The sequence below is a fragment of the Methylobacterium oryzae genome (assembly GCF_036441375.1).
Classification (GTDB): domain Bacteria; phylum Pseudomonadota; class Alphaproteobacteria; order Rhizobiales; family Beijerinckiaceae; genus Methylobacterium; species Methylobacterium oryzae_A.
This window is the reverse complement of sequence record NZ_MLCA01000001.1, coordinates 161413-181518: the sequence shown is the minus strand read 5'-3', so window position 1 is coordinate 181518 and position 20106 is coordinate 161413. Positions and strand designations below refer to the sequence as shown.

6 protein-coding genes and 2 pseudogenes are annotated in these 20106 nt (G+C 71.5%); 6 read left to right on the top strand and 2 right to left on the bottom strand.

What is annotated here, in order from left to right; genetic code table 11:
- The first annotated feature begins 12 nt into the window (after window positions 1–12).
- The 6 genes and pseudogenes from treZ (at window position 13) to glgB (ending at window position 16200) form a co-directional block, all read left to right on the top strand.
- Complete coding sequence (treZ, locus tag MOTC310_RS00760) at window positions 13–1818, top strand: malto-oligosyltrehalose trehalohydrolase (protein ID WP_331300467.1); 1806 nt, start codon at window positions 13–15, stop codon at window positions 1816–1818.
- A pseudogene (malQ, locus tag MOTC310_RS00755) lies at window positions 1815–4007 on the top strand (4-alpha-glucanotransferase); the annotation flags it as partial. The gene treZ and the pseudogene malQ, both read left to right, overlap by 4 nt.
- 26 nt (window positions 4008–4033) lie before the next feature.
- Window positions 4034–6865: pseudogene (gene treY / locus MOTC310_RS00750) on the top strand (malto-oligosyltrehalose synthase); the annotation flags it as partial.
- Window positions 6866–7097: 232 nt separating this feature from the next.
- Entirely contained in the window at window positions 7098–10478 is a 3381-nt protein-coding gene (locus MOTC310_RS00745) for a maltotransferase domain-containing protein (RefSeq protein WP_331300466.1), read from the top strand.
- Window positions 10479–10642: 164 nt separating this feature from the next.
- The gene (gene treS, locus MOTC310_RS00740) at window positions 10643–13921 is read left to right on the top strand and encodes a maltose alpha-D-glucosyltransferase (RefSeq protein WP_331300465.1); all 3279 of its coding nucleotides are present in this window, start codon (window positions 10643–10645) and stop codon (window positions 13919–13921) included.
- A complete protein-coding gene (gene glgB / locus MOTC310_RS00735; RefSeq protein ID WP_331300464.1) occupies window positions 13918–16200 on the top strand; it encodes a 1,4-alpha-glucan branching protein GlgB in 2283 nt (760 codons plus the stop codon). The genes treS and glgB overlap by 4 nt, the downstream gene beginning before the upstream one ends.
- Window positions 16201–16468: 268 nt before the next feature.
- On the opposite strand, the gene glgA is transcribed toward glgB, so the two are convergent.
- Window positions 16469–18007 (bottom strand): glycogen synthase GlgA, encoded by a 1539-nt coding sequence (glgA, locus tag MOTC310_RS00730; protein WP_331294373.1) that lies wholly within the window; start codon window positions 18005–18007, stop codon window positions 16469–16471.
- A 345-nt stretch (window positions 18008–18352) separates the two neighbouring features.
- Window positions 18353–19939, bottom strand: a complete 1587-nt coding sequence (locus MOTC310_RS00725; RefSeq protein ID WP_331300463.1) for an alpha-amylase family glycosyl hydrolase — start codon at window positions 19937–19939, stop codon at window positions 18353–18355.
- Window positions 19940–20106 lie beyond the last annotated feature (167 nt).

Sequence of the window (20106 nt, the reverse complement as noted above, 5' to 3'; positions counted from 1 at the left end):
GACGGTGGCCCGATGCGGCGCGCCCACAGCATGGAATTCGGGGCCGAGATGGTCGGGGGCGGCGTCCGCTTCGCCCTCTGGGCGCCCACCGCCCGGAGCGTCGACCTCGTCGTCGACGGCGTTGACCACCCGCTGCCCGAATCCGGCGGCGGCTGGCGGCGCACCGCCCTGCCGGGGGTGAAGCCCGGCGCCCGCTACGGCTTCCGCATCGACGGCGACCTCGTCGCCCCCGATCCCGCCTCGCGCTTCCAGCCCGACGACGTCTCGGGCCTCAGCGAGGTGATCGACCCGCGCGCCTTCGCGTGGTCCGACGCGGGCTGGACCGGGCGGCCCTTCGAGGAGGCGGTGATCTACGAGTGCCATGTCGGCACCGCGACGCCCGAGGGCACCTATGCCGGCCTGCAGGCCCGGCTGCCCGACCTCAAGGCGCTCGGCGTCACCGCCATCGAGCTGCTGCCGCTCGCCGACTTCAAGGGCTCGCGCAACTGGGGCTACGACGGCGTCCAGCCCTACGCGCCCGACGCCGCCTACGGCCGGCCGGACGACCTCAAGCGCCTGATCGACGCCGCCCACGGCCTCGGCCTGATGGTCTATCTCGACGCGGTCTACAACCATTTCGGCCCGGCCGGGAATTACCTGCACGCCTACGCCAAGACCTTCTTCACCGAGCGCCACCAGACCCCCTGGGGCGCGGGCATCAACTTCGACGGCAAGGAGAGCGGCGCCACGGTGCGGCAGTTCTTCATCCAGAACGCCCTGTACTGGCTGGAGGAGTACCGGTTCGACGGCCTGCGCTTCGACGCCGTCCACGCGATTCTCGACGATTCGCCCCGCCACTTCCTCGCCGAGCTCGGCGAGACGGTCCGAAAGACCTTCCCGGACCGTCAGATCCACCTGATGCTGGAGAACGAGGCCAACCAGGCCCGCTGGCTGGAGCGGGACGCCGCCGGGCGCCCGAAGATGCACGACGCCCAGTGGGCCGACGACCTGCACCATTGCTGGCACGTGCTGCTGACGGGCGAGGATGCCGGCTATTATAAGAGCTTTGCCGACAAACCCGTCCAACACCTCGCCCGCTGCCTCGCGGAGGGTTTTGCGTATCAGGGCGAGCCGTTCGCCACGCTCGACAACCATCCCCGCGGCGAGCCCTCCGGGCACCTGCCGCCCTCCGCCTTCGTGACCTTCCTGCAGAACCACGATCAGGTCGGCAATCGCGCCTTGGGCGAACGGCTCAACCACTTGGCCGATCCGAAGAAACTCGACCTTGCCCGGGCCGGGCTCCTGCTGGCGCCCCAGATCCCGATGCTCTGGATGGGCGAGGAATGGTCGGCCTCGGCGCCGTTCCTGTTCTTCGTCGACTTCGCGCCGGACGAGGATCTCAACAAGGCGGTGCGCGACGGCCGCCGCCGGGAGTTCAAGAGCTTCGCGGCCTTCGCGGACGACACCTCGAAGATCCCCGATCCCACGGAACGGGAGACCTTCGAGGCCTCGAAGCTCGACTGGTCCGAGCGGGAGCGCTCGCCCCACCGGGAGGTGCTGGCCGAGACGACGCGGCTCCTCGGCCTGCGCCGGGACGTGGTCGTGCCGCTGGCGAAGTCCGGCTACGACGGCGCCGCCGCCACGCTGCCGCGCCCGGACGTGGTCGACTGCACCTGGCGCTTCGGCGCCGGCACCCTGCGCTTCGTCGCCAATGTCGGGGCCGCGCCCTTCGCGGTGGATCCGGGCGGCGCCAGGCTGGTCTGGACCAACGCCCCGGACGGGGCGGGGCGCGACCTGCCCTCCTGGACGGGCGTGTTCCTGACGGAGTCCCGCTCGTGAGCGCCCTGGAACAGCTGGCCGACCTCGTCGGCGTCGCCGCCGGCTACACCGACGCCTTCGGCAAGCCCGTCGAGACACCCCTGGAGGTCCGCCGCGGCCTGCTCGCGGCGCTGGGCTTCGCGGTGGACGACGAGGCGGCAATCGCCGAGAGTCTGGCGCAAGTCGAGCGCCTGCGCCGCGGCCTGATCCCGCCGCTCCTGCCGGTGGAGGCCCGCCGGGCGGCACGCGTCCCGGTGCGTCCGCAGAACGGCGCGCCCCACACCCTGGTCTGGCGCCTCGTGGACGAGCGCGGCACGGCCCGCGAGGGCAGGGCCAACCCGCAGGGGGCCGAGCCGGGCTTCGAGCTGCCGCCGCTGACGCCGGGCTACCACCGCCTCACCGTTCAGGCCGGGCAGACCCGCACAGAATCCTGGGTGATCGCCGCGCCCCAGCGCTGCTGGCGCCCGCGCCCCTACACGGAGGAGGGGGCCTCCGACTGGGGCATGGCCGCGCAGCTCTACGGCCTGCGCTCGGCCACCAATATCGGCATCGGCACCTACGCGGATGCCGGCGAGGCCGCCCGCGAGGCCGCCCTGCGCGGCGCGGCGTTCTTAGGCCTGAGCCCGGTCCACGCCCTGTTCGGCTCCGACCGGACCAAGATCTCGCCCTACTCGCCCTCCTCGCGCCTGTTCCTGGAGACCCTGTTCATCGCCCCGCGCAGCCTGCCGGGGCTCGCCGGGTCCCGCGCCGAGGCGCTGCTCGCCGAGCGCGCGGACGCGATCACGGCGCTCCGCGAGGCGGCTTTGGTCGACCACCAGGGCGTGCACGACGTGCTCGACCCGGTGCTCCGGGCCCTCTGGGCCGAGTCCCCGGCCCGGGCCGGCACCGACGCGGGTTTCGAGCGCTTCCGCCAGGAGGGCGGCGCGGATCTCGAAGCGCACGCCGTGTTCGAGGCGCTGTCCGAGCATTTCCGGGAGCAGGGCGCCCACTGGCTGGGCGACTGGCCGGAGGAATACCGCCGCGCCGGCACGGAGGCGGTGCGGACCTTCGCGGCGGAGAACGCGGACCGCGTCGGCTACCACGCGTGGCTGCAATACCTCGCCGACCGGCAGCTCGCCGAGGCCTCCGCGGCGGCGCTCGGTGCGGGCATGCGGGTCGGGCTCTACCGCGACCTCGCGGTCGGCGCCGACCGGGGCGGCTCCGAGATCTGGTCGCATCCCGAGCGCTTCGCCGACAAGGTCTCGATCGGCGCGCCGCCGGACCTGCTGGCGCCCAAGGGCCAGAACTGGGGCCTGCCGGCCTTCGACCCGCTGGCGATGGAGCGCGACGGGCTCGCGGCCTTCCGCGCCCTGGTCCAGGCCAACATGCGCCACGCCGGCGCGATCCGGATCGACCACGCCTTCCAGCTCGCCCGGCTGTTCCTGATCCCGCTCGGGCAGGGCGCCCAGGCCGGCGCCTACGTGGCCATGCCGTTTGAGCCGATGCTGGCGGTGCTGCGCCTGGAGAGCCACCGCAACAAGTGCCTCGTCATCGCGGAGGATCTCGGCACGGCGCCCGAGGGCTTCTCCGACGCGCTGATGCGGGCCGGGGTGCTGAGCTACCGGATCCTCGCCTTCGAGCGCGAGGGCGACGGCCGGTTCAAGTCGCCCTCGGCCTATCCGCGGGACGCGCTCACCGCCATCACCACCCACGACCTGCCGACCTTCGTCGGCTGGTGGCGCGGGGTCGACACCGACACCCGCCAGTCGCTGGGCCTCTACGACCAGGAGCGGGCCGAGGCCGAGCGGGCCGAGCGCGTGGTCGAGCGCCGCCGCCTCGCCGAGGCGCTGGCGGCCGAGCAGCTCATCCCCTCCGCCGAGCCGCCGGATTCCGCGCCCTTCGAGGCCGCCGCCCGCTACCTCGCCCGCGCGCCCTCGATGCTCACCGCCGTCCAGTACGAGGACGTGGTCTCCGAACTCGCCCAGGCGAACGTCCCGGGCTCGACCGAGGGCTACCCGAACTGGCGGCGCAAGCTCGACCGGGAGCTTGCCGACATCGCCGCCCCCGGCGGCCCGCTGGCGAAGCTCGCGGCCGCCCTGTCGGCCGAGGCGCGGGGCCCGCGCTCGGGCGCCGCGCGCCTCGCCGCGCCGGCGCCGCGCTCGACCTACCGGCTGCAGTTCCACAAGGACTTCACCTTCGCGGATGCGGGGAGGGTCGTCCCCTACCTGCACCGGCTCGGGATCAGCCACGTCTANGGGGCCCGCGCTCGGGCGCCGCGCGCCTCGCCGCGCCGCCGCCGCGCTCGACCTACCGGCTGCAGTTCCACAAGGACTTCACCTTCGCGGATGCGGGGAGGGTCGTCCCCTACCTGCACCGGCTCGGGATCAGCCACGTCTACGCCTCGCCCCTCCAGAAGGCGCGGCCCGGCTCGACCCACGGCTACGACATCGTCGACCACGGCGCGATCAACCCGGAACTCGGCGGCGAGGCGGGCTTCATCCAGCTCTCCGAGACGCTCCACGCGCACGGGATCAAGCTGCTCCTCGACATCGTCCCGAACCACATGGGCGTCGGCGGGGCCGACAATCCGTGGTGGCTCTCGGTGCTCGAATGGGGCTCCCTGTCGCCCTTCGCCGACGCCTTCGACATCGACTGGCAGCGGCTCGGGGCCGGGCGCAACCTCGTGATCCCGTTCCTGGGCGACCGCTACGGCGAGGCCCTGGAGAAGGGCACGCTGGAATTGAAGTTCGACCCCGAGAAGGGCGCCTTCAGCGTCTGGCACTACGAGCACCAGCTGCCGATCCGGCCCCTGAGCTACCCGACCATCCTCAACCGCGTGATCGCCGCCATCGGGGCGGTGGACGACGACACCACGGCGGAACTGCTCGCGATCTCCGAGCGGCTGCGGGCGATGTCGATCGATCCCGACGAGACCCGCCGCAGAGGCTTCCCCGAGGAGGCCGAGGGGCTGAAGCGCCGGCTCGCCGAGATCTACGGCGTGTCGCCGCTGATCCAGGAGGCCACCGCCAGCACGCTGGCGCTGCTCAACGGCTTCAAGGGCCGCCCGGACAGTTTCGGGCCGCTGCACCGGCTCCTGGAGGCCCAGGCCTACCGGCTCGCCCACTGGCGGGTGGCGTCGAGCGACATCAACTACCGCCGCTTCTTCGACGTGAACTCCCTGGCGGGGTTGCGGGTCGAGCTCTCCGACATCTTCCACCGCTCCCACGAGACCGTGTTCCGGCACGTCCGCGAGGGGCGGATCGACGGCCTGCGCATCGACCACATCGACGGGCTCGCCGACCCGCTGGGCTACGCGAGGGCGCTCCAGGCGGCCGTCGGCCCCGGCTTCTACGTGGTCGTGGAGAAGATCCTGGAGCCCGGCGAGCGGCTGCGGCCCTGGCCGGTGGCCGGGACCACGGGCTACGACGTGCTCAACCAGCTCGACGGCATCCTGGTCGACAAGGGGAAGCGCGGGAAAATCGAGCGGCTCTACACCTGGGCCACGGGCTTCGACGAGCCCTACGGCTTCCAGCTCCGCGCCGCCAAGGCCGAGATCCTCGAGATCAGCTTCGCGAGCGAGCTGGAGGTGCTGACCACCGACCTCAAGGAGGTGGCCGACGCCGACCGGCGCACCCGCGACTTCACCGTCAACGCGCTGCGCCGGGCGCTGATCGAGATCATCGCGCGCTTCCCGACCTACCGCAGCTACCTGCCGCCGGAGCTGGAGGAGGGCGAGGTCGAGCCCGAGGACGTGCGCCTGATCGAGGGCGCGGTCGCCAAGGCCAAGCGCTGGTCGAGCCTGCCGGACCGCTCGGTCCACGACTTCGCCGCCGACGTCCTGCTCGGGCGGATCGAGACGGCGGGGCCGGGCCGGCCGGACCCGCGGGTGGCCCTGCGCTTCCGCCGCCGGTTCCAGCAGCTCACCGGCCCGGTCATGGCCAAGAGCCTGGAGGACACGCTGTTCTACCGCTACGCGTGCCTGCTGGGCCTCAACGAGGTCGGCGGCGATCCGGGCGAGTACGGCATCGACGCGGAGCACTTCCACGACCTGCAGATCGCCCGTGCCCGGGACTGGCCGAGCGCCATGATCACCACGGCGACCCACGACACCAAGCGCGGCGAGGATGCCCGCACCCGGCTGCTCGCCCTCTCGGAGATCCCCGAGGAATGGGCCAAGGCCTGGGACCTGTGGCAGCGGGTCGCCGGCCCGCACCTCGCCCGGATCGACGGCGAGCCGGCCCCCGACGCCAACGACCAGTGGATGTTCTTCCAGGCGATCCTCGGCGCCTGGCCCCTGGAGCTGCTGGAGCAGGATGCGCCCGAGGCCATCGCGGAGTTCCGGGACCGGCTCATCGCCTACGGCAAGAAGGCCATGCGCGAGGGCAAGCGCCGGTCGAGCTGGGTCAACGTCGACGAGGTCTACGAGGGCGCGGTCCGGAAGCTGTTCACGGCCCTGATCGCCCCGGGCTCGGATTTCCTGAGCGCACTCCGGCCCTTCGCCCGGCGGCTCGCCCATCTCGGCATGCTGGCGAGCCTCGGCCGCACGGTCCTGAAATGCACCCTGCCGGGCCTGCCCGACACCTACCAGGGCACGGAGATCTGGGATTTCTCCTTCGTCGATCCCGACAACCGCCGCCCGGTGGACTACCCGGCCCTGGAGCGGATGCTGGAGCAGGGCGGCGCGCCCGCCGAGTTGCTGGGCCACTGGCCGAACGGGCGGGTCAAGCAGGCGACGCTGACGCGGCTGCTCGCCGAGCGGGCCGAGCGCCCGGACTTCTACGCCAGCGCGGCCTACGAGCCCGTGGACGCGACGGGTCCCCGGGCCGACCACGTCATCGCCTACTGGCGGACCGATCCCGGTCAGGAGGGTGGCGACCTGTTCGTCGCGGTGCCGCGGCTCTTCGCAGGTCTGGTCGGCGAGGCGGGCTGGTCGGGCGAAGCCTTCGCGGGCACCCGGGTCGCTCTCGGGGCAGAGACCCGCTGGCGCGACCTCGTGTCGGGGCGCATCGTCGAGAGCGGCGGGGAGGGGGCCGATCTCGGCGACCTCCTGCGCGACCTGCCCTACGCGGTGCTGCGGCGGGAGTCATAACCCCTCCGTCATCGCGAGCGCAGCGAAGCGACCCAGGGCAGCGCAACTTAACGAGGCGTGGCGCTACGGGATTGCTCCGCTCCGCTCGCAAAGACGGCGGTCCGGGCGTTTCTTCCGGTGCCGCCTCCGCAGCCCTGTCACGCAAGTCTGCTGAGAGAAGACCGGCCGCATCCACGCGGCACACCCGCGCGGTTCGGGCGTTACGACACAGGAACGGGAGCCAGAAGCCAGCATGAACGCACCGACCAAAGCCGCTGCGACGTCCGGGGCCGAGGCCGTCCTGCCGGCCGCGCTGGCGCCCTGCGCCGCGGGGCCGCGGATCTACAACCTGTTCCCGCTCCTGGTCGGGCGCGTCGCGGACTGGACCGCCGAGCTGCCGCGGATTGCCGCCCTCGGCTTCGACTGGATCTACCTGAACCCGTTCCACCAGACCGGCGGCTCGAAGAGCCTCTACGCGGTCGCCGACCCGGACCGCCTCGACGAGCGGTTCCGCGACCCCGACGGCACGCCGGACGACGCGCAGATCGGCCGCTTCTGCGCCGCCGCCAGGGCCGCCGGCCTGTCGGTGATGACCGACCTCGTGATCAACCACACCGCCGACAACGCGCGGCTCGCCACCGAGCGGCCCGACCTGTTCATGAAGGAGCCGGACGGCTCGATCATGCACCCGGCCGCCGTCGATCCGGACGACCCGTCGATCCGCACCGTCTGGGGCGATCTGGCCGAGCTCGACTACCACACGCCGGCCGCCCGGGACGAGCTGACCCGGATCTGGGGCGGCTACGTCGCCCGGCTCCAGGGGCTCGGCGTCGCGGGCTTCCGCTGTGACGCCGCCTACAAGGTGCCGCCGGAGACCTGGCGGGTCCTGATCGGGGAGGCCAAGGGCCGCGATCCCGCCTGCCTGTTCGCCGCCGAGACCCTCGGCTGCACCTTCGAGGAGGCAAGGGCCACGGCCGGCGCCGGCTTCGACTACCTGTTCAACTCCTTCGCGTGGTGGGACCTGAGGAAGCCCTGGGCGCTCGAGCAGTACGAGCGCCTGCGGGTGCTGGCTCCCTCGATCGCCTTCCCGGAAAACCACGACATGAAGCGCCTCGCCGCCGAGATCGGCGGCGGCCCGGAGGCGGTGGCGGCCCACCTGCGCACCCGCTACGCGCTCGCCGCCTTCTTCTCGGCCGGCGTGCTGATGCCGATCGGCTACGAGTGGGGCTACCGCCGGGCGCTGCACGTGGTCGAGACCACCCCGCGCGACCGCGAGAACGAGACCGGCATCGACATCTCGGCCTCGATCCGGGCCATCAACGCCCTGCGGGCGGAGCTGCCGGCCGCCAATGTCGAGGGCGCGCAGATCCGGATCTCGTCGCCCGACAGCGATCTGGTGGCGCTCGCCCGCTTCGACACCGGCCACCCGGCCTCGGCGCAGCACGGGCTGATCGTGCTCTACAACCCGACCGACAAGCCGGTGCCGGTGGAGGCCGGCGCGCTCATCGCCCGCACCGGCGGGATGCTCGGCGCCTTCGTCGACCGGACCCCGGAGGCTGAGCCGATCGCGTTCCATCCCGGCAGCGCCATCGACCTGATGCCCGGCGAGCTGCGCATCCTCGCGGCGAGCGCCCAGCAGGTCGCCCGCCAGCCGGAGCGCGGCACCCCGGACGGGGAGGGCCGGGTGGTGATCGAGGCGGTCAGCCCCGAGCTCGACGGCGGCCGCTCGCCGGTGAAGCGGATCGTCGGCGAATCCCTGCGGGTCGAGGCCGACATCTTCTCCGACGGCCACGAGATCATCGACGCCGCGATCCTGTCGCGGGTCGCCGGCAGCGACGCGTGGCGCGAGGACCCGATGGTCTTCGTCGACAACGACCGCTGGGCCGGGCACTTCCCCCTGGAGCGGAACGCCCGCTACGAGTTCACCCTGATCGCGTGGCGCGACGCCTTCTCGTCCTGGGTGCGCGACACCCTGAAGAAGCGCGCCGCCGGCGTCGACGTGCGCCTGGAGACGATCGAGGGCGTGGCCCTCGTCGGGACCGCCGCCTCCCTCGCCCGGACCCGGGGCGGGCGCGACGCCGACCGGCTCGCCGCGCTCGTGGCGGCGCTCGCCGCCGAGGAGACGGGCTCCGCCGCCCAGCTCGACCGGATCCTCGCCCCCGACGCGGCGCGCCTCGTGCGCCGGAACGCCGAGCGGGTGAACCTCACCCGCTATCCCGTGACCCTGCCGGTGATCGCCGACCGCCTCGCGGCCCGGTTCTCCGCCTGGTACGAGATCTTCCCGCGCTCCCAGTCGATGGACGTGAACCGCCACGGCACCTTCGACGACGTCATCCGGCGCCTGCCCGAGATCCGCGAGCTCGGCTTCGACGTTCTCTACTTCACGCCGATCCACCCCGTGGGCCGGACGAACCGCAAGGGGAAGAACAACACCCTCAAGGCCGAGCCCGGCGACGTCGGCTCGGTCTACGCGGTCGGCGCGGAGGAGGGCGGCCACGAGGCCGTGCATCCCGACCTCGGCACGCTCGCGGATTTCGAGCGGCTGGTCGCGGCGAGCCACGCCTACGGCATGGAGATCGCCCTCGACTTCGCGATCCAGTGCTCGCCGGATCATCCCTGGATCAAGAACCATCCGGAATGGTTCGAGTGGCGCCCCGACGGCACGCTGAAATTCGCCGAGAACCCGCCCAAGAAGTACGAGGACATCTCGAACGTCCATTTCTACGGGGGCGCCCTGCCCTCGCTCTGGATCGAATTGCGCGACATCCTGCTCGGCTGGTGCGCGCGGGGCGTGCGCATCTTCCGGGTCGACAACCCGCACACCAAGCCGATCCCGTTCTGGGAATGGGTGATCGGCGAGGTCAACGGCCAGTATCCGGACGCGATCTTCCTCGCCGAGGCCTTCACCCGGCCGAAGATGATGAAGAAGCTCGCCAAGGCCGGCTACCAGCAGAGCTACACCTACTTCACGTGGCGCAACACGAAGCAGGAACTCACCGACTACGCCCTGGAGCTGGCCGGCGAGATGGGCGAGTATTATCGCCCCAACTTCTTCGCGAACACGCCCGACATCAATCCCTACTTCCTCCAGACCAGCGGGCGCGCCGGGTTCGTGATCCGCGGCACGCTCGCCGCGACCCTCTCGTCGGTCTACGGCATCTACAACGGCTTCGAGCTGTGTGAGGCCGCGCCGTATCCCGGCAAGGAGGAGTATCTCAACTCCGAGAAATACGAGCTGAAGGCCTGGGACTACGACCGGCCCGGCAACATCCGCGAGCACATCGTCAAGCTCAACAAGATCCGGCGCGAGAACCCCGCCCTCTGGGATTTTCGCAATGTCGCCTTCACGGGTGCCTGGAACGACAACATCATCGCCTACGCCAAGGCGACGCCCGAGCGCGACAACTGCGTCTTCACCATGGTCAACCTCGATCCGAAGAACCGCCAGGAATGCACCTACGAGGTGCCGCTCTGGCTGTTCGGCCTGCCGGACGACGGGGCGGTTGAGGTCGAGGACCTGCTGCAGGGCTACACGTTCGAGTTGCGCGGCAAGACCCACCGCATCGCCCTCGATCCGGCCGAGCGATCCTGCGTGATCTGGCGCCTCCGGGCGCCGCGGCGGGTTGCGGGCTGAGGCCGCCCGTGGCACTCGACCCTCCGGCACTCGGCCATGGCCGTTGAATCCGGCGGCGGGCCGTCCCGTCGCCGACCCTTGCACCCGCGCGGCGGCCCCCCGCCCGCGCCCCGGCCGGTCCCCCCGCCGGTTCCGTCCGATTCGACCGATGAGGCAGCGACGCGATGATCGATCGCAGCGACCCGCAATGGTACCGTGACGCCATCATCTACCAGATCCACGTCAAGTCGTTCTTCGACTCGAACAACGACGGGATCGGGGATTTCGTGGGCCTGACCCAGCGCCTCGACTACGTGCGCGACCTCGGCGTCACGGCGATCTGGCTGATGCCGTTCTACCCCTCGCCGCTCCGCGACGACGGCTACGACATCGCCGATTACCGGGACATCAACCCGTCCTACGGCTCCATGGAGGACTTCAAGGCCTTCGTGGAGGCGGCGCACGAGCGCGGCCTGCGGGTCATCACCGAGCTCGTCATCAATCACACCAGCGACCAGCATCCCTGGTTCCAGGCCGCCCGCGAGGCGCCCCCCGGCTCGCCGGAGCGCGACTTCTACGTCTGGTCGGACACCGACGAGCCGTACCGGGACACGCGGATCATTTTCCTCGACACCGAGGCGTCGAACTGGACCTGGGACCCGGTCGCCAAGCAGTATTTCTGGCACCGGTTCTACAGCCACCAGCCGGACCTGAACTTCGACAACCCGAAGGTGCTGGAAGCGGTAATCGACGTGATGCGCTACTGGCTCGACATGGGCGTCGACGGGCTGCGGCTCGACGCGATCCCCTACCTGATCGAGCGCGACGGCACGAACTGCGAGAACCTCGCCGAGACCCACGACGTCATCAAGGCGATCCGCGCCGCGCTGGACGCGAGCTACCCGGACCGGATGCTGCTCGCCGAGGCCAACCAGTGGCCGGAGGAGACCGCGCAGTATTTCGGCGACGGCGACGAGTGCCACATGGCGTTCCACTTCCCGCTGATGCCGCGGATGTACATGGCGATCGCCCGGGAGGACCGGCACCCAATCACCGACATCATGCGCCAGACCCCGGAGATCCCCGAGGGCTGCCAGTGGGCGATCTTCCTGCGCAACCACGACGAGCTGACGCTCGAGATGGTCACGGCCGAGGAGCGTGACTACCTCTGGTCGTTCTACGCCGCCGAGCGGCGGGCCCGGATCAACCTCGGCATCCGCCGCCGCCTCGCGCCGCTCCTCGAGAACGACCGGCGCAAGATCGAGCTGATGAAGTCCCTCGTCCTGTCGATGCCCGGCACGCCGGTGCTCTACTACGGCGACGAGGTCGGCATGGGCGACAACATCTATCTCGGCGACCGCGACGGCGTGCGCACCCCGATGCAGTGGAGCCCCGACCGCAACGGCGGCTTCTCGCGGGCGAACCCGCAGAAGCTGTTCCTGCCGGCGATCCAGGACCCGATCTACGGCTTCGACGCCATCAACGTCGAGGCGCAGACCCAGGCCCAGACGAGCCTGCTGAACTGGACGCGGCGCATGATCGCGATCCGCAACAACAGCGTCGCGCTCGGGCGCGGCACGATCCAGTTCCTGTACCCGTCGAACCGCAAGGTCCTGGCCTGGATCCGCGAGCACGAGGACGAGCGGATCCTGTGCGTGGCGAACCTGTCGCGGGCGCCGCAGGCGGTGCAGCTCGACCTGTCGGAACTCCGCACCGCGGTGCCGATCGAGCTCACCGGCGGCACCGAGTTCCCGCCGATCGGCGACCTGCCCTACCTGCTGACCCTGCCGTCCTACGGCTTCTACTGGTTCAGCCTGAGCGCCGCGCGCTCCGGGGTGGTCGGCCCGCAGCAGGAGCCGCCGGAGCTGTTCACCCTGGTGCTCACCGGCGGGATCGAGACCCTGATGAGCGGGCGCGAGCGCGTCGCCTTCGAGCGCACCGTGGTGCCGCCCTTCCTGACGAGCCGGCGCTGGTTCGGCGCCAAGGGCTCGCGGATCAAGGCCACGAAGGTCGTCGACTGCGCCGCCCTGAAGGACGTCGACGGCAGCGCGCGCTTCCTGCTGCCGCGGCTGCAGGTGCAGCTCGCCAACGGCGAGACCCAGGAATACTTCGTGCCGGTGGGCGTCGAGGAGGGCCGCGAGGACGAGACCCTCATGCCCTTCGCGGTGGCGCGGGTGCGCCGCGGCCCGCGCACCGGCCTGCTCTACGGCGCGGCCGGCTCCAACGACTTCGCCGCCTGCCTGATCGACGACATGCGGCAGGCCCGCGAGATCCCCACCGAGACCGGGCGGCTCGTCTTCGCCGTCACCTCGGCCTTCGACCCGGACGTCACGGTCGACGTGGCCGATATCCGCCGGCTCTCGGGCGAGCAGAGCAACACCTCGATCGCCATCGGCTCGAAGATGATGCTCAAGCTGCTGCGCCGCCTGCAGCCGGGCCTGCATCCCGAGATCGAGGTCGGGCGCTTCCTCACCGAGCAGGCGGGCTTCTCCAACACCCCGGCGCTGCTCGGCACCCTGGAGCACGTGGCCGAGGACGGCACCCGCACGGCGCTGGCGGTGCTCCAGCGGTTCGTCATGAACCAGGGTGACGCCTGGACCCTGATGCTGGAAGGCCTGCGCCGGGACTTCGAGACCGTGGTGCTCACCCCCGAGAGCGAGGCCGCGACCCCCGAGGAGGCGTTCCAGGCCCACCGGCCCTGGGCCGACCTGCTCGGCCGGCGCACCGCCGAGCTGCACGCGGCGCTCGCCATCGAGACCGACGACCCGGCCTTCGCGGCCGAGCCGTTCACCGGGGACGACCTCGCCGTGCTGGCGCGCGATGCCCGCCACCAGGCCGAGCGCGCCTTCCGGGCGCTCAAGGGCCTCGCCGACCGGGGCCTCGATGCCGGCAAGCCGGCCTGCGCGGAGCTCGGCCAGCGCCGGGGCGCGGTCGAGGCGCTGATCGCGTCGCTCACCGAAGCGCCGGTCCGGGGCGCCCACAAGACCCGCATCCACGGCGACTACCACCTGGGCCAGGTGCTGGTCGCCGAGAACGACCTGATCATCGTCGATTTCGAGGGCGAGCCCTCGCGGCCGGCCGACGAGCGCCGGGCCAAGTCGATGCCCCTGCGGGACGTCGCCGGGCTGATGCGCTCCTTCGCGTACGGCGCCGAGACGGTGATCCGGGAGATCACCGCCCGGTTCGCCGATTCCGAGGAGCGGGCGCGGGACGCCGCCACGGCGTGGCGCGGCATGATCGAGGCGGCGTTCCTGGCGGGCTACGAGACCGCGGTCGCGAATTCGCGGGCCGCGGTGACCGACCCCGATTCCAGGACCCGGCTGCTGCGCCTCTGCCTGCTGACCAAGGCCCTGTACGAGGTCGATTACGAGGCCAACAACCGGCCGGACTGGATCGAAATCCCCGCCCGTGGGGTTCTCACCATTCTGGACACGGACGGACACGAGCCCGGAGCATCTGAATGACGGCGATCGACGAGACCTTCGCAGTGCCGGCCGCCCCGGAGGCGGGGACGGCGCGGAACGCGGATGTCCCGGGCTCCCGCGCCGCGCAGCCGCCGAGCGTCCACCCGGACGCGATCGCCGCGCTGATGGCCGCCAACCACGGCGACCCCTTCGCGGTGCTCGGCCCCCACCGGGTGGGGCCCGAGGCCTGGGAGGTGCGCGCCGTGCTGCCCGAGGCGCGGGCCGCCGCCCTGGTGATGGACGGCCGCGCCGTGCCGTTCGAGAAGCGCCACCCGGACGGGTTCTGGGTCGCGAAGGCCGAGGGCGAGCACCGGCCGCTCTACGAGATCGAGGTCGAGTCCTGGGACGGCACCAAGCGCCGCCGCTACGACCCCTACGGCTTCGGCTCCTCGATCGAGCAGTACGACGTCGCCTCCCTGCGCGAGGTCGGCACCAACCTCGTCTACCGGATGCTCGGCGCCCAGTCGGGGCAGCTCGACGGCATCGACGGCTTCCGCTTCGCGGTCTGGGCCCCGAATGCCCGCAAGGTCAGCGTGGTCGGCGACTTCAACGACTGGGACGGGCGGCGCCACCCGATGCGCCTCTGGCAGGACGGCGGCATCTGGGAGCTGTTCGTGCCGGGCCTCAAGGCCGGCGTGCGCTACAAGTTCGAGATCCGCGGGCCCGACGGATCCCTGGTCCCGCTCAAGGCCGACCCGGTCGCCTTCGCGGCCCAGCACCCGCCGGAGACCGCCTCGGTCACCCACGGGTCGGGCGAGTTCGACTGGCGCGATTCCGGCTGGATGAGCACCCGGGGCGCCAAGGACCCGCGCCACGCGGCGATCTCGGTCTACGAGGTCCATCTCGGCTCCTGGGCGCGGGTGCCCGAGGAGGGCAACCGCTACCTGACCTACCGGGAACTCGCCGAGCGGCTGATCCCCTACGTCAAGGATCTGGGCTTCACCCATATCGAGATGCTGCCGATCACCGAGTTCCCGTTCGACGGGTCCTGGGGCTACCAGCCGGTCTCGCTGTTCGCGCCGACGAGCCGCTTCGGCACGCCCGAGGATTTCGCGGCCTTCGTGGACGCCGCGCACGCGGCCGGGATCGGCGTGCTGCTCGACTGGGTGCCGGGCCACTTCCCCCTCGACGCCCACGGGCTCGGCCTGTTCGACGGCACGCATCTCTACGAGCACGCCGATCCCCGCCAGGGCTTCCACCAGGACTGGGGCACCTACATCTACAATTTCGGGCGGACCGAGGTCGCGACCTTCCTCGCCGCCAACGCCCGGTTCTGGCTGGAGCACTACCACCTCGACGGCCTGCGCGTGGATGCGGTCGCGTCGATGCTCTACCTCGACTACTCGCGCCGCCAGGGCGAGTGGATCCCGAACCGCTACGGCGGCAACGAGAACCTCGACGCCATCGACTTCCTGCGCAAGACTAACGAGGCGACCTACAGCCACGCCCCGGGGACGATCACGGTGGCGGAGGAATCGACCTCCTGGCCGGGCGTCTCGCACCCGACCTACACGGGCGGCCTCGGCTTCGGCTTCAAGTGGAACATGGGCTGGATGCACGACACCCTGCACTTCATGCAGGAGGATCCGATCCACCGCCGCTACCACCACCACAACCTGACCTTCGGGCTGCTCTACGCCTTCTCGGAGAATTTCATCCTGCCGCTCTCCCACGACGAGGTCGTGCACGGGAAGGGCTCGCTGCTCGGCAAGATGCCGGGCGATCGCTGGCAGAAATTCGCGAATCTCCGGGCCTATTACGGCTTCATGTGGGGGCATCCCGGCAAGAAGCTGCTGTTCATGGGCGGCGAGTTCGGCCAGGAGCGGGAGTGGAACCACGACAACAGCCTGGACTGGCACCTGCTGGAGGATCCCCTGCACAAGGGTGTCCAGAGCGTGATCCGCGACCTGAACCGGCTCTACGTGTCGACCCCGGCGCTCTACAGCCGCGACGTCGAGCATACCGGCTTCCAGTGGCTGGTGGCGGACGACCAGGACAACAGCGTCATCGCCTGGGCCCGCAAGGGCGCCAAGCCCGGCGAGGTCGCGGTCGTGGTGTCGAACTTCACGCCGGTGCCGCGGGAGGGCTACCGGATCGGCGTGCCGCAGGCGGGTTTCTATCGGGAGGCGTTCAACTCGGATGCCGGGGTCTACGGTGGGTCCAACCTGGGCAACCAGGGTGGGCGCCATACCGACGATCAGGCGAGCCACGGCCAGAAGCAGAGCCTGTCGCTGACCCTGCCGCCGCTGGCGACGATGATCTTCCTGCTGGAGGGGTGAGACCTTCGCCCCGCCCGCGGGGCAAGCCCCGCAGGCACCCCGCCGTGCCGGCGGGGCGGGAACGGCGACACGGCACAGGGTGCAGCGCGGGTCGCCTCTCCCGTGCGGGAGAGGGAAAGGGCGAGGGGCGTGCGGTCGGCCGCAGAGGCGCGAGCGCAAGGTGCGTCGACGGCGCGCTCAGTTCGGACCGCTCTCGACCCTCACCCCACCCCTCTCCCGCACGGGAGAGGGGGCACGTCGCGCTCCATCATCGCGGCCTACGTCGATCCTACGCCGCCCGCCAGCGCAGCCCGACGCTGTTGCCGATGGCCCGGCCGTAGAGCCCGGCATAGTTGTCGGCGGCCTGGTCCCAGCCGAAGCGGGCCGACATCGCCCGCCGCCGCATGGCGTTGAGGCGCTTCTTCTGGCCGAAGGCCTCCAGCGCCCGGCGGACCGCCGCCCCGAAGGACGAGGCCGAGGGCTCCGCGAAGGTGAAGCCCGTCACGCCGTCCTCGACCGTGTCGGCCAGGCCCCCGGTGCGCCGCACGATCGGCAGGGAGCCGAAGCGCTGGGCGTACATCTGCGCCAGCCCGCAAGGCTCGAAGCGCGAGGGCATCAGCAGGAAGTCGCTGCCCGCGAACATCCGCCGGGCCTGCGCCTCCTCGAAGCCGACATGCACGCCGACCGCGTCGGGATGGCGCTTGGCGAGTCCCTGGAGCGCCTGCTCGAACCGGCCCTCGCCCTGGCCGATCACCACGAGCTGGCCGCCCCCGGCCACGATGGTCTCGGCCGCCTGCAGGCTCAGGTCGATGCCCTTCTGGTGGACGAGGCGCGACACGATGGCGAAGAGCGGCCCGCGGGAGACGGCGAGGCCGAATTGCTGGCGCACCGCCTCCGTGTTGGCGCGCTTGCCCTTCCAGTCGTCGATCTCGAAGCGCGTGGCGAGGTGCGGGTCGGTGGTCGGATCCCAGGTCTCGTCGATGCCGTTGAGGATGCCGGCGAGCCGGCCCTGGCCGGCGCGTGTGCGCAGGAGACCGTCGAGGCCGCAGCCCATCTCGGGGGTCTGGATCTCCCGCGCGTAGGTCTCGCTCACCGTGGTGACCTGCGAGGCGTAGAAGATGCCCGCCTTGAGGAAGGAGAGCTGCCCGTAGAACTCGGCGCCGTCGACCTGGAAGGCCGCGTCCGGGACGCCGAGCCGGGGCAGGGCGTCCCGGGGGAACAGGCCCTGGTAGGCGAGGTTGTGGATCGTCAGCACGCTCGGGACCCGCCGGCCGCGCCAGGCGAGATAGGCGGGGGCGAGCGCCGCCTGCCAGTCGTTGAGGTGCAGGAGGTCGGCCGCCCAGTCGGGATCGGCGCCGGCGGCGAGGTCCGCCGCCGCGAGGCTGAGGCGGGCGAAGCGCAGGTCGTTGTCGCCGAAATCGCCGTGCTGGTCGCCGTAGGGCGTGCCGTCGCGCTCGTAGAGATCGGGGCTGAGCAGGACGTAGATCCGCAGACCGTCGGCCGCCTCGACCAGGCCGAGGTCGCAGGCCGGAACGCCCGCGAACCCTTCGAGCCGGGCGACGACCGGGATCTCCGGGAAGGCGGCGCGGACCTGCCGGTAGCCCGGGATCAGGACGCGGATGTCGTAGTGCGGGACCAGGGCCCGGGGCAGGGCGGCCGAGACCTCGCCGAGGCCGCCGGTCTTCACGAAATCCGCCATCTCGGGCGTCGCGTAGAGGATGCGGCGGCGCAGCGAGGCCGGCCGGGCCGGAACGGGAATGGGGCCGACGCCGTTCCCTTCGCCGGACGACCACTCGGCGAAGGAACCACCACGGCGCGCATCGAGCATCAGCATTGATCCTGGCCGGGCGGAATGCCCCGGTCTGGCAGACGATCGGGCAGGCACGGCTGTCACGATCTCAACCACGGCCAATGCTCCTTCGCCGCGACGGTTCCGTTGCGACGCACAAAATAGGCCACCGTGCGCATTAAGCTTCACTTACCTATGTGGCGTCGCAGCGAGAAATCGCGGCCGCGCGGCCGATTTCGGAGCCCCGATACGGGTCTCAGGCCCAGGACGGCGCTCCCCGGCCGTGCCGGAGGGGCCGGTCGACAATCCCTGTCAGGCAGGACGGGCGCGCCGGACACCTAATTCGGCCCTCGGGCCGGCGGGCGCCGGGGCGCGGGCTTCCCCTCACTCGGCGCGGCGCAGGATCACGCCCTCGGCGGGCTCCAGCGCCAGGGTGAGGCCGGCCGGCTCGCCCGCGCGCCCCGGGCGGGTCGAGAGCAGCACGGTCCAGGCGCCCTCGGGCAGCGGCAGATCCTGCGTCGCCGCGCCGAAATTCAGGAGCACGCGCAGGACAGTCTCGTCGGCGAAGCGCTCGTAGGCGAACACCTCGGCGACCCCCAGCGGCACCTCACGGTAGCCGCCCACGGCGAGCGCCGCGTGGTCGCGGCGCAGGGCGAGCAGCCGCCGGTACAGGGTGAGCATCGAGCCCGGATCCGAGCGCTGGCTCTCGACGTTGCAGGCTGCCCAATCCGCCGCCAGCGGCAGCCAGGGCTCGGCCGTGGAGAAGCCGGCCTGGGGGTTGTCGTCCCACTGCATCGGCGTGCGCTCCGGGTCGCGGCCGTGCCCGGGCTCGTTGTGCTCCCAGGGATCCCGGGCGCGGTCCGGGGGAATCGGCACGTGGCCGAGCCCGATCTCGTCGCCGTAGTAGAGGGTCGGCGTGCCCCGCAGGGTCAGCAGCAGCATCGCGGCGATGCGGGCCTGCGCCGGCCCGACCCGGGCGGCGATGCGCGGCTGGTCGTGGTTGCCCAGCACCCAGTTCGGCCAGCCGCCCTCGGGCAGCGCCGCCTCGTACTGCGCCACGAGATCGGCCACCGCGTCGGCCCGCCACGGCGTCTGGATCAGCTGGAAATTGAACGGCAGGTCGGCCCCGGTGAGGTCCGGGCCGTAATAGGCGACCAGCCGCTCCACCGGCAGGTAGATCTCGCCGATCAGCACCCGCTCGCCGTACTGGCGCAGCACCGCCCGCATGCCGGCAATCACGTCGAAGATCTCGGGCCGGTCGGCGGAGTAGACCTGGGCGAAGCGGTTGATCTCGGGCGAGCCCGGCGCGTAGTCGGGATTGGCCGGGTTGTCGCGGAAACCCGCATCCTTCATCAGGTGCCAGATCACGTCGACCCGGAAGCCGTCGACCCCGCGCTCCAGCCAGAAGCGGAGCGCGTCGTGCATGGCCGCCCGCACCGCGGGGTTGCGCCAGTTCAGGTCCGGCTGCTCCGCCAGGAAGGCGTGGTAGTAGTACTGGCCGGTGGTCTCATCCAGCGTCCAGGCCGGGCCGCCGAAATTCGACAGCCAGTTGTTGGGCGGGCCGCCGCCGGGCGCCGGGTCGCGCCAGATGTACCAGTCCCGCTTCGGGCTCGCGCGCGACGAACGGCTCTCCGCGAACCACGGATGCGCGATCGAGGAGTGGTTCGGCACGAAGTCGAGGATGACCTTCAGCCGGCGCCGATGGGCCTCCGCCACCAGGGCGTCGAAATCGGCCAGCGTGCCGAACAGCGGGTCGATCCCGCAGTAATCCGCCACGTCGTAGCCGAAATCCGCCATGGGCGACGGGTAGACCGGCGAGATCCACACGGCGTCGACCCCGAGCCACGCCAGGTAGTCCAGCCGCGCCGTGATTCCCGGCAGGTCGCCGACCCCGTCGCCGTTCGTGTCCTGAAAGGAGCGCGGGTAGACCTGATAGACGGTCCCGCGCTTCCACCAGACGGTGTCGGTCATGCTGCGCCCCTCGCATCGGCGGCCCACGCTTAACCGCTGACCCGCGCGCTGGCGACCGGCGATGGATGCGCTCCGAGCGCGCGCCGGCCGCGGACCGCCGGTTCGGGACCGCGCTCCGAACCCCCTCCGGAACCTCGTTCACGCAATGGCTGGGATCCGCGTTCCCC

Bases quoted from the DNA above. Each gene is read 5' to 3' on its own strand.
- glgB (WP_331300464.1), top strand. From the start codon at position 13,918: ATGACGGCGATCGACGAGACCTTCGCAGTGCCGGCCGCCCCGGAGGCG.
- glgA (WP_331294373.1), bottom strand. From the start codon at position 18,007: ATGCTCGATGCGCGCCGTGGTGGTTCCTTCGCCGAGTGGTCGTCCGGC.
- MOTC310_RS00745 (WP_331300466.1), top strand. From the start codon at position 7,098: ATGAACGCACCGACCAAAGCCGCTGCGACGTCCGGGGCCGAGGCCGTC.
- MOTC310_RS00725 (WP_331300463.1), bottom strand. From the start codon at position 19,939: ATGACCGACACCGTCTGGTGGAAGCGCGGGACCGTCTATCAGGTCTAC.
- treS (WP_331300465.1), top strand. From the start codon at position 10,643: ATGATCGATCGCAGCGACCCGCAATGGTACCGTGACGCCATCATCTAC.
- treZ (WP_331300467.1), top strand. From the start codon at position 13: ATGCGGCGCGCCCACAGCATGGAATTCGGGGCCGAGATGGTCGGGGGC.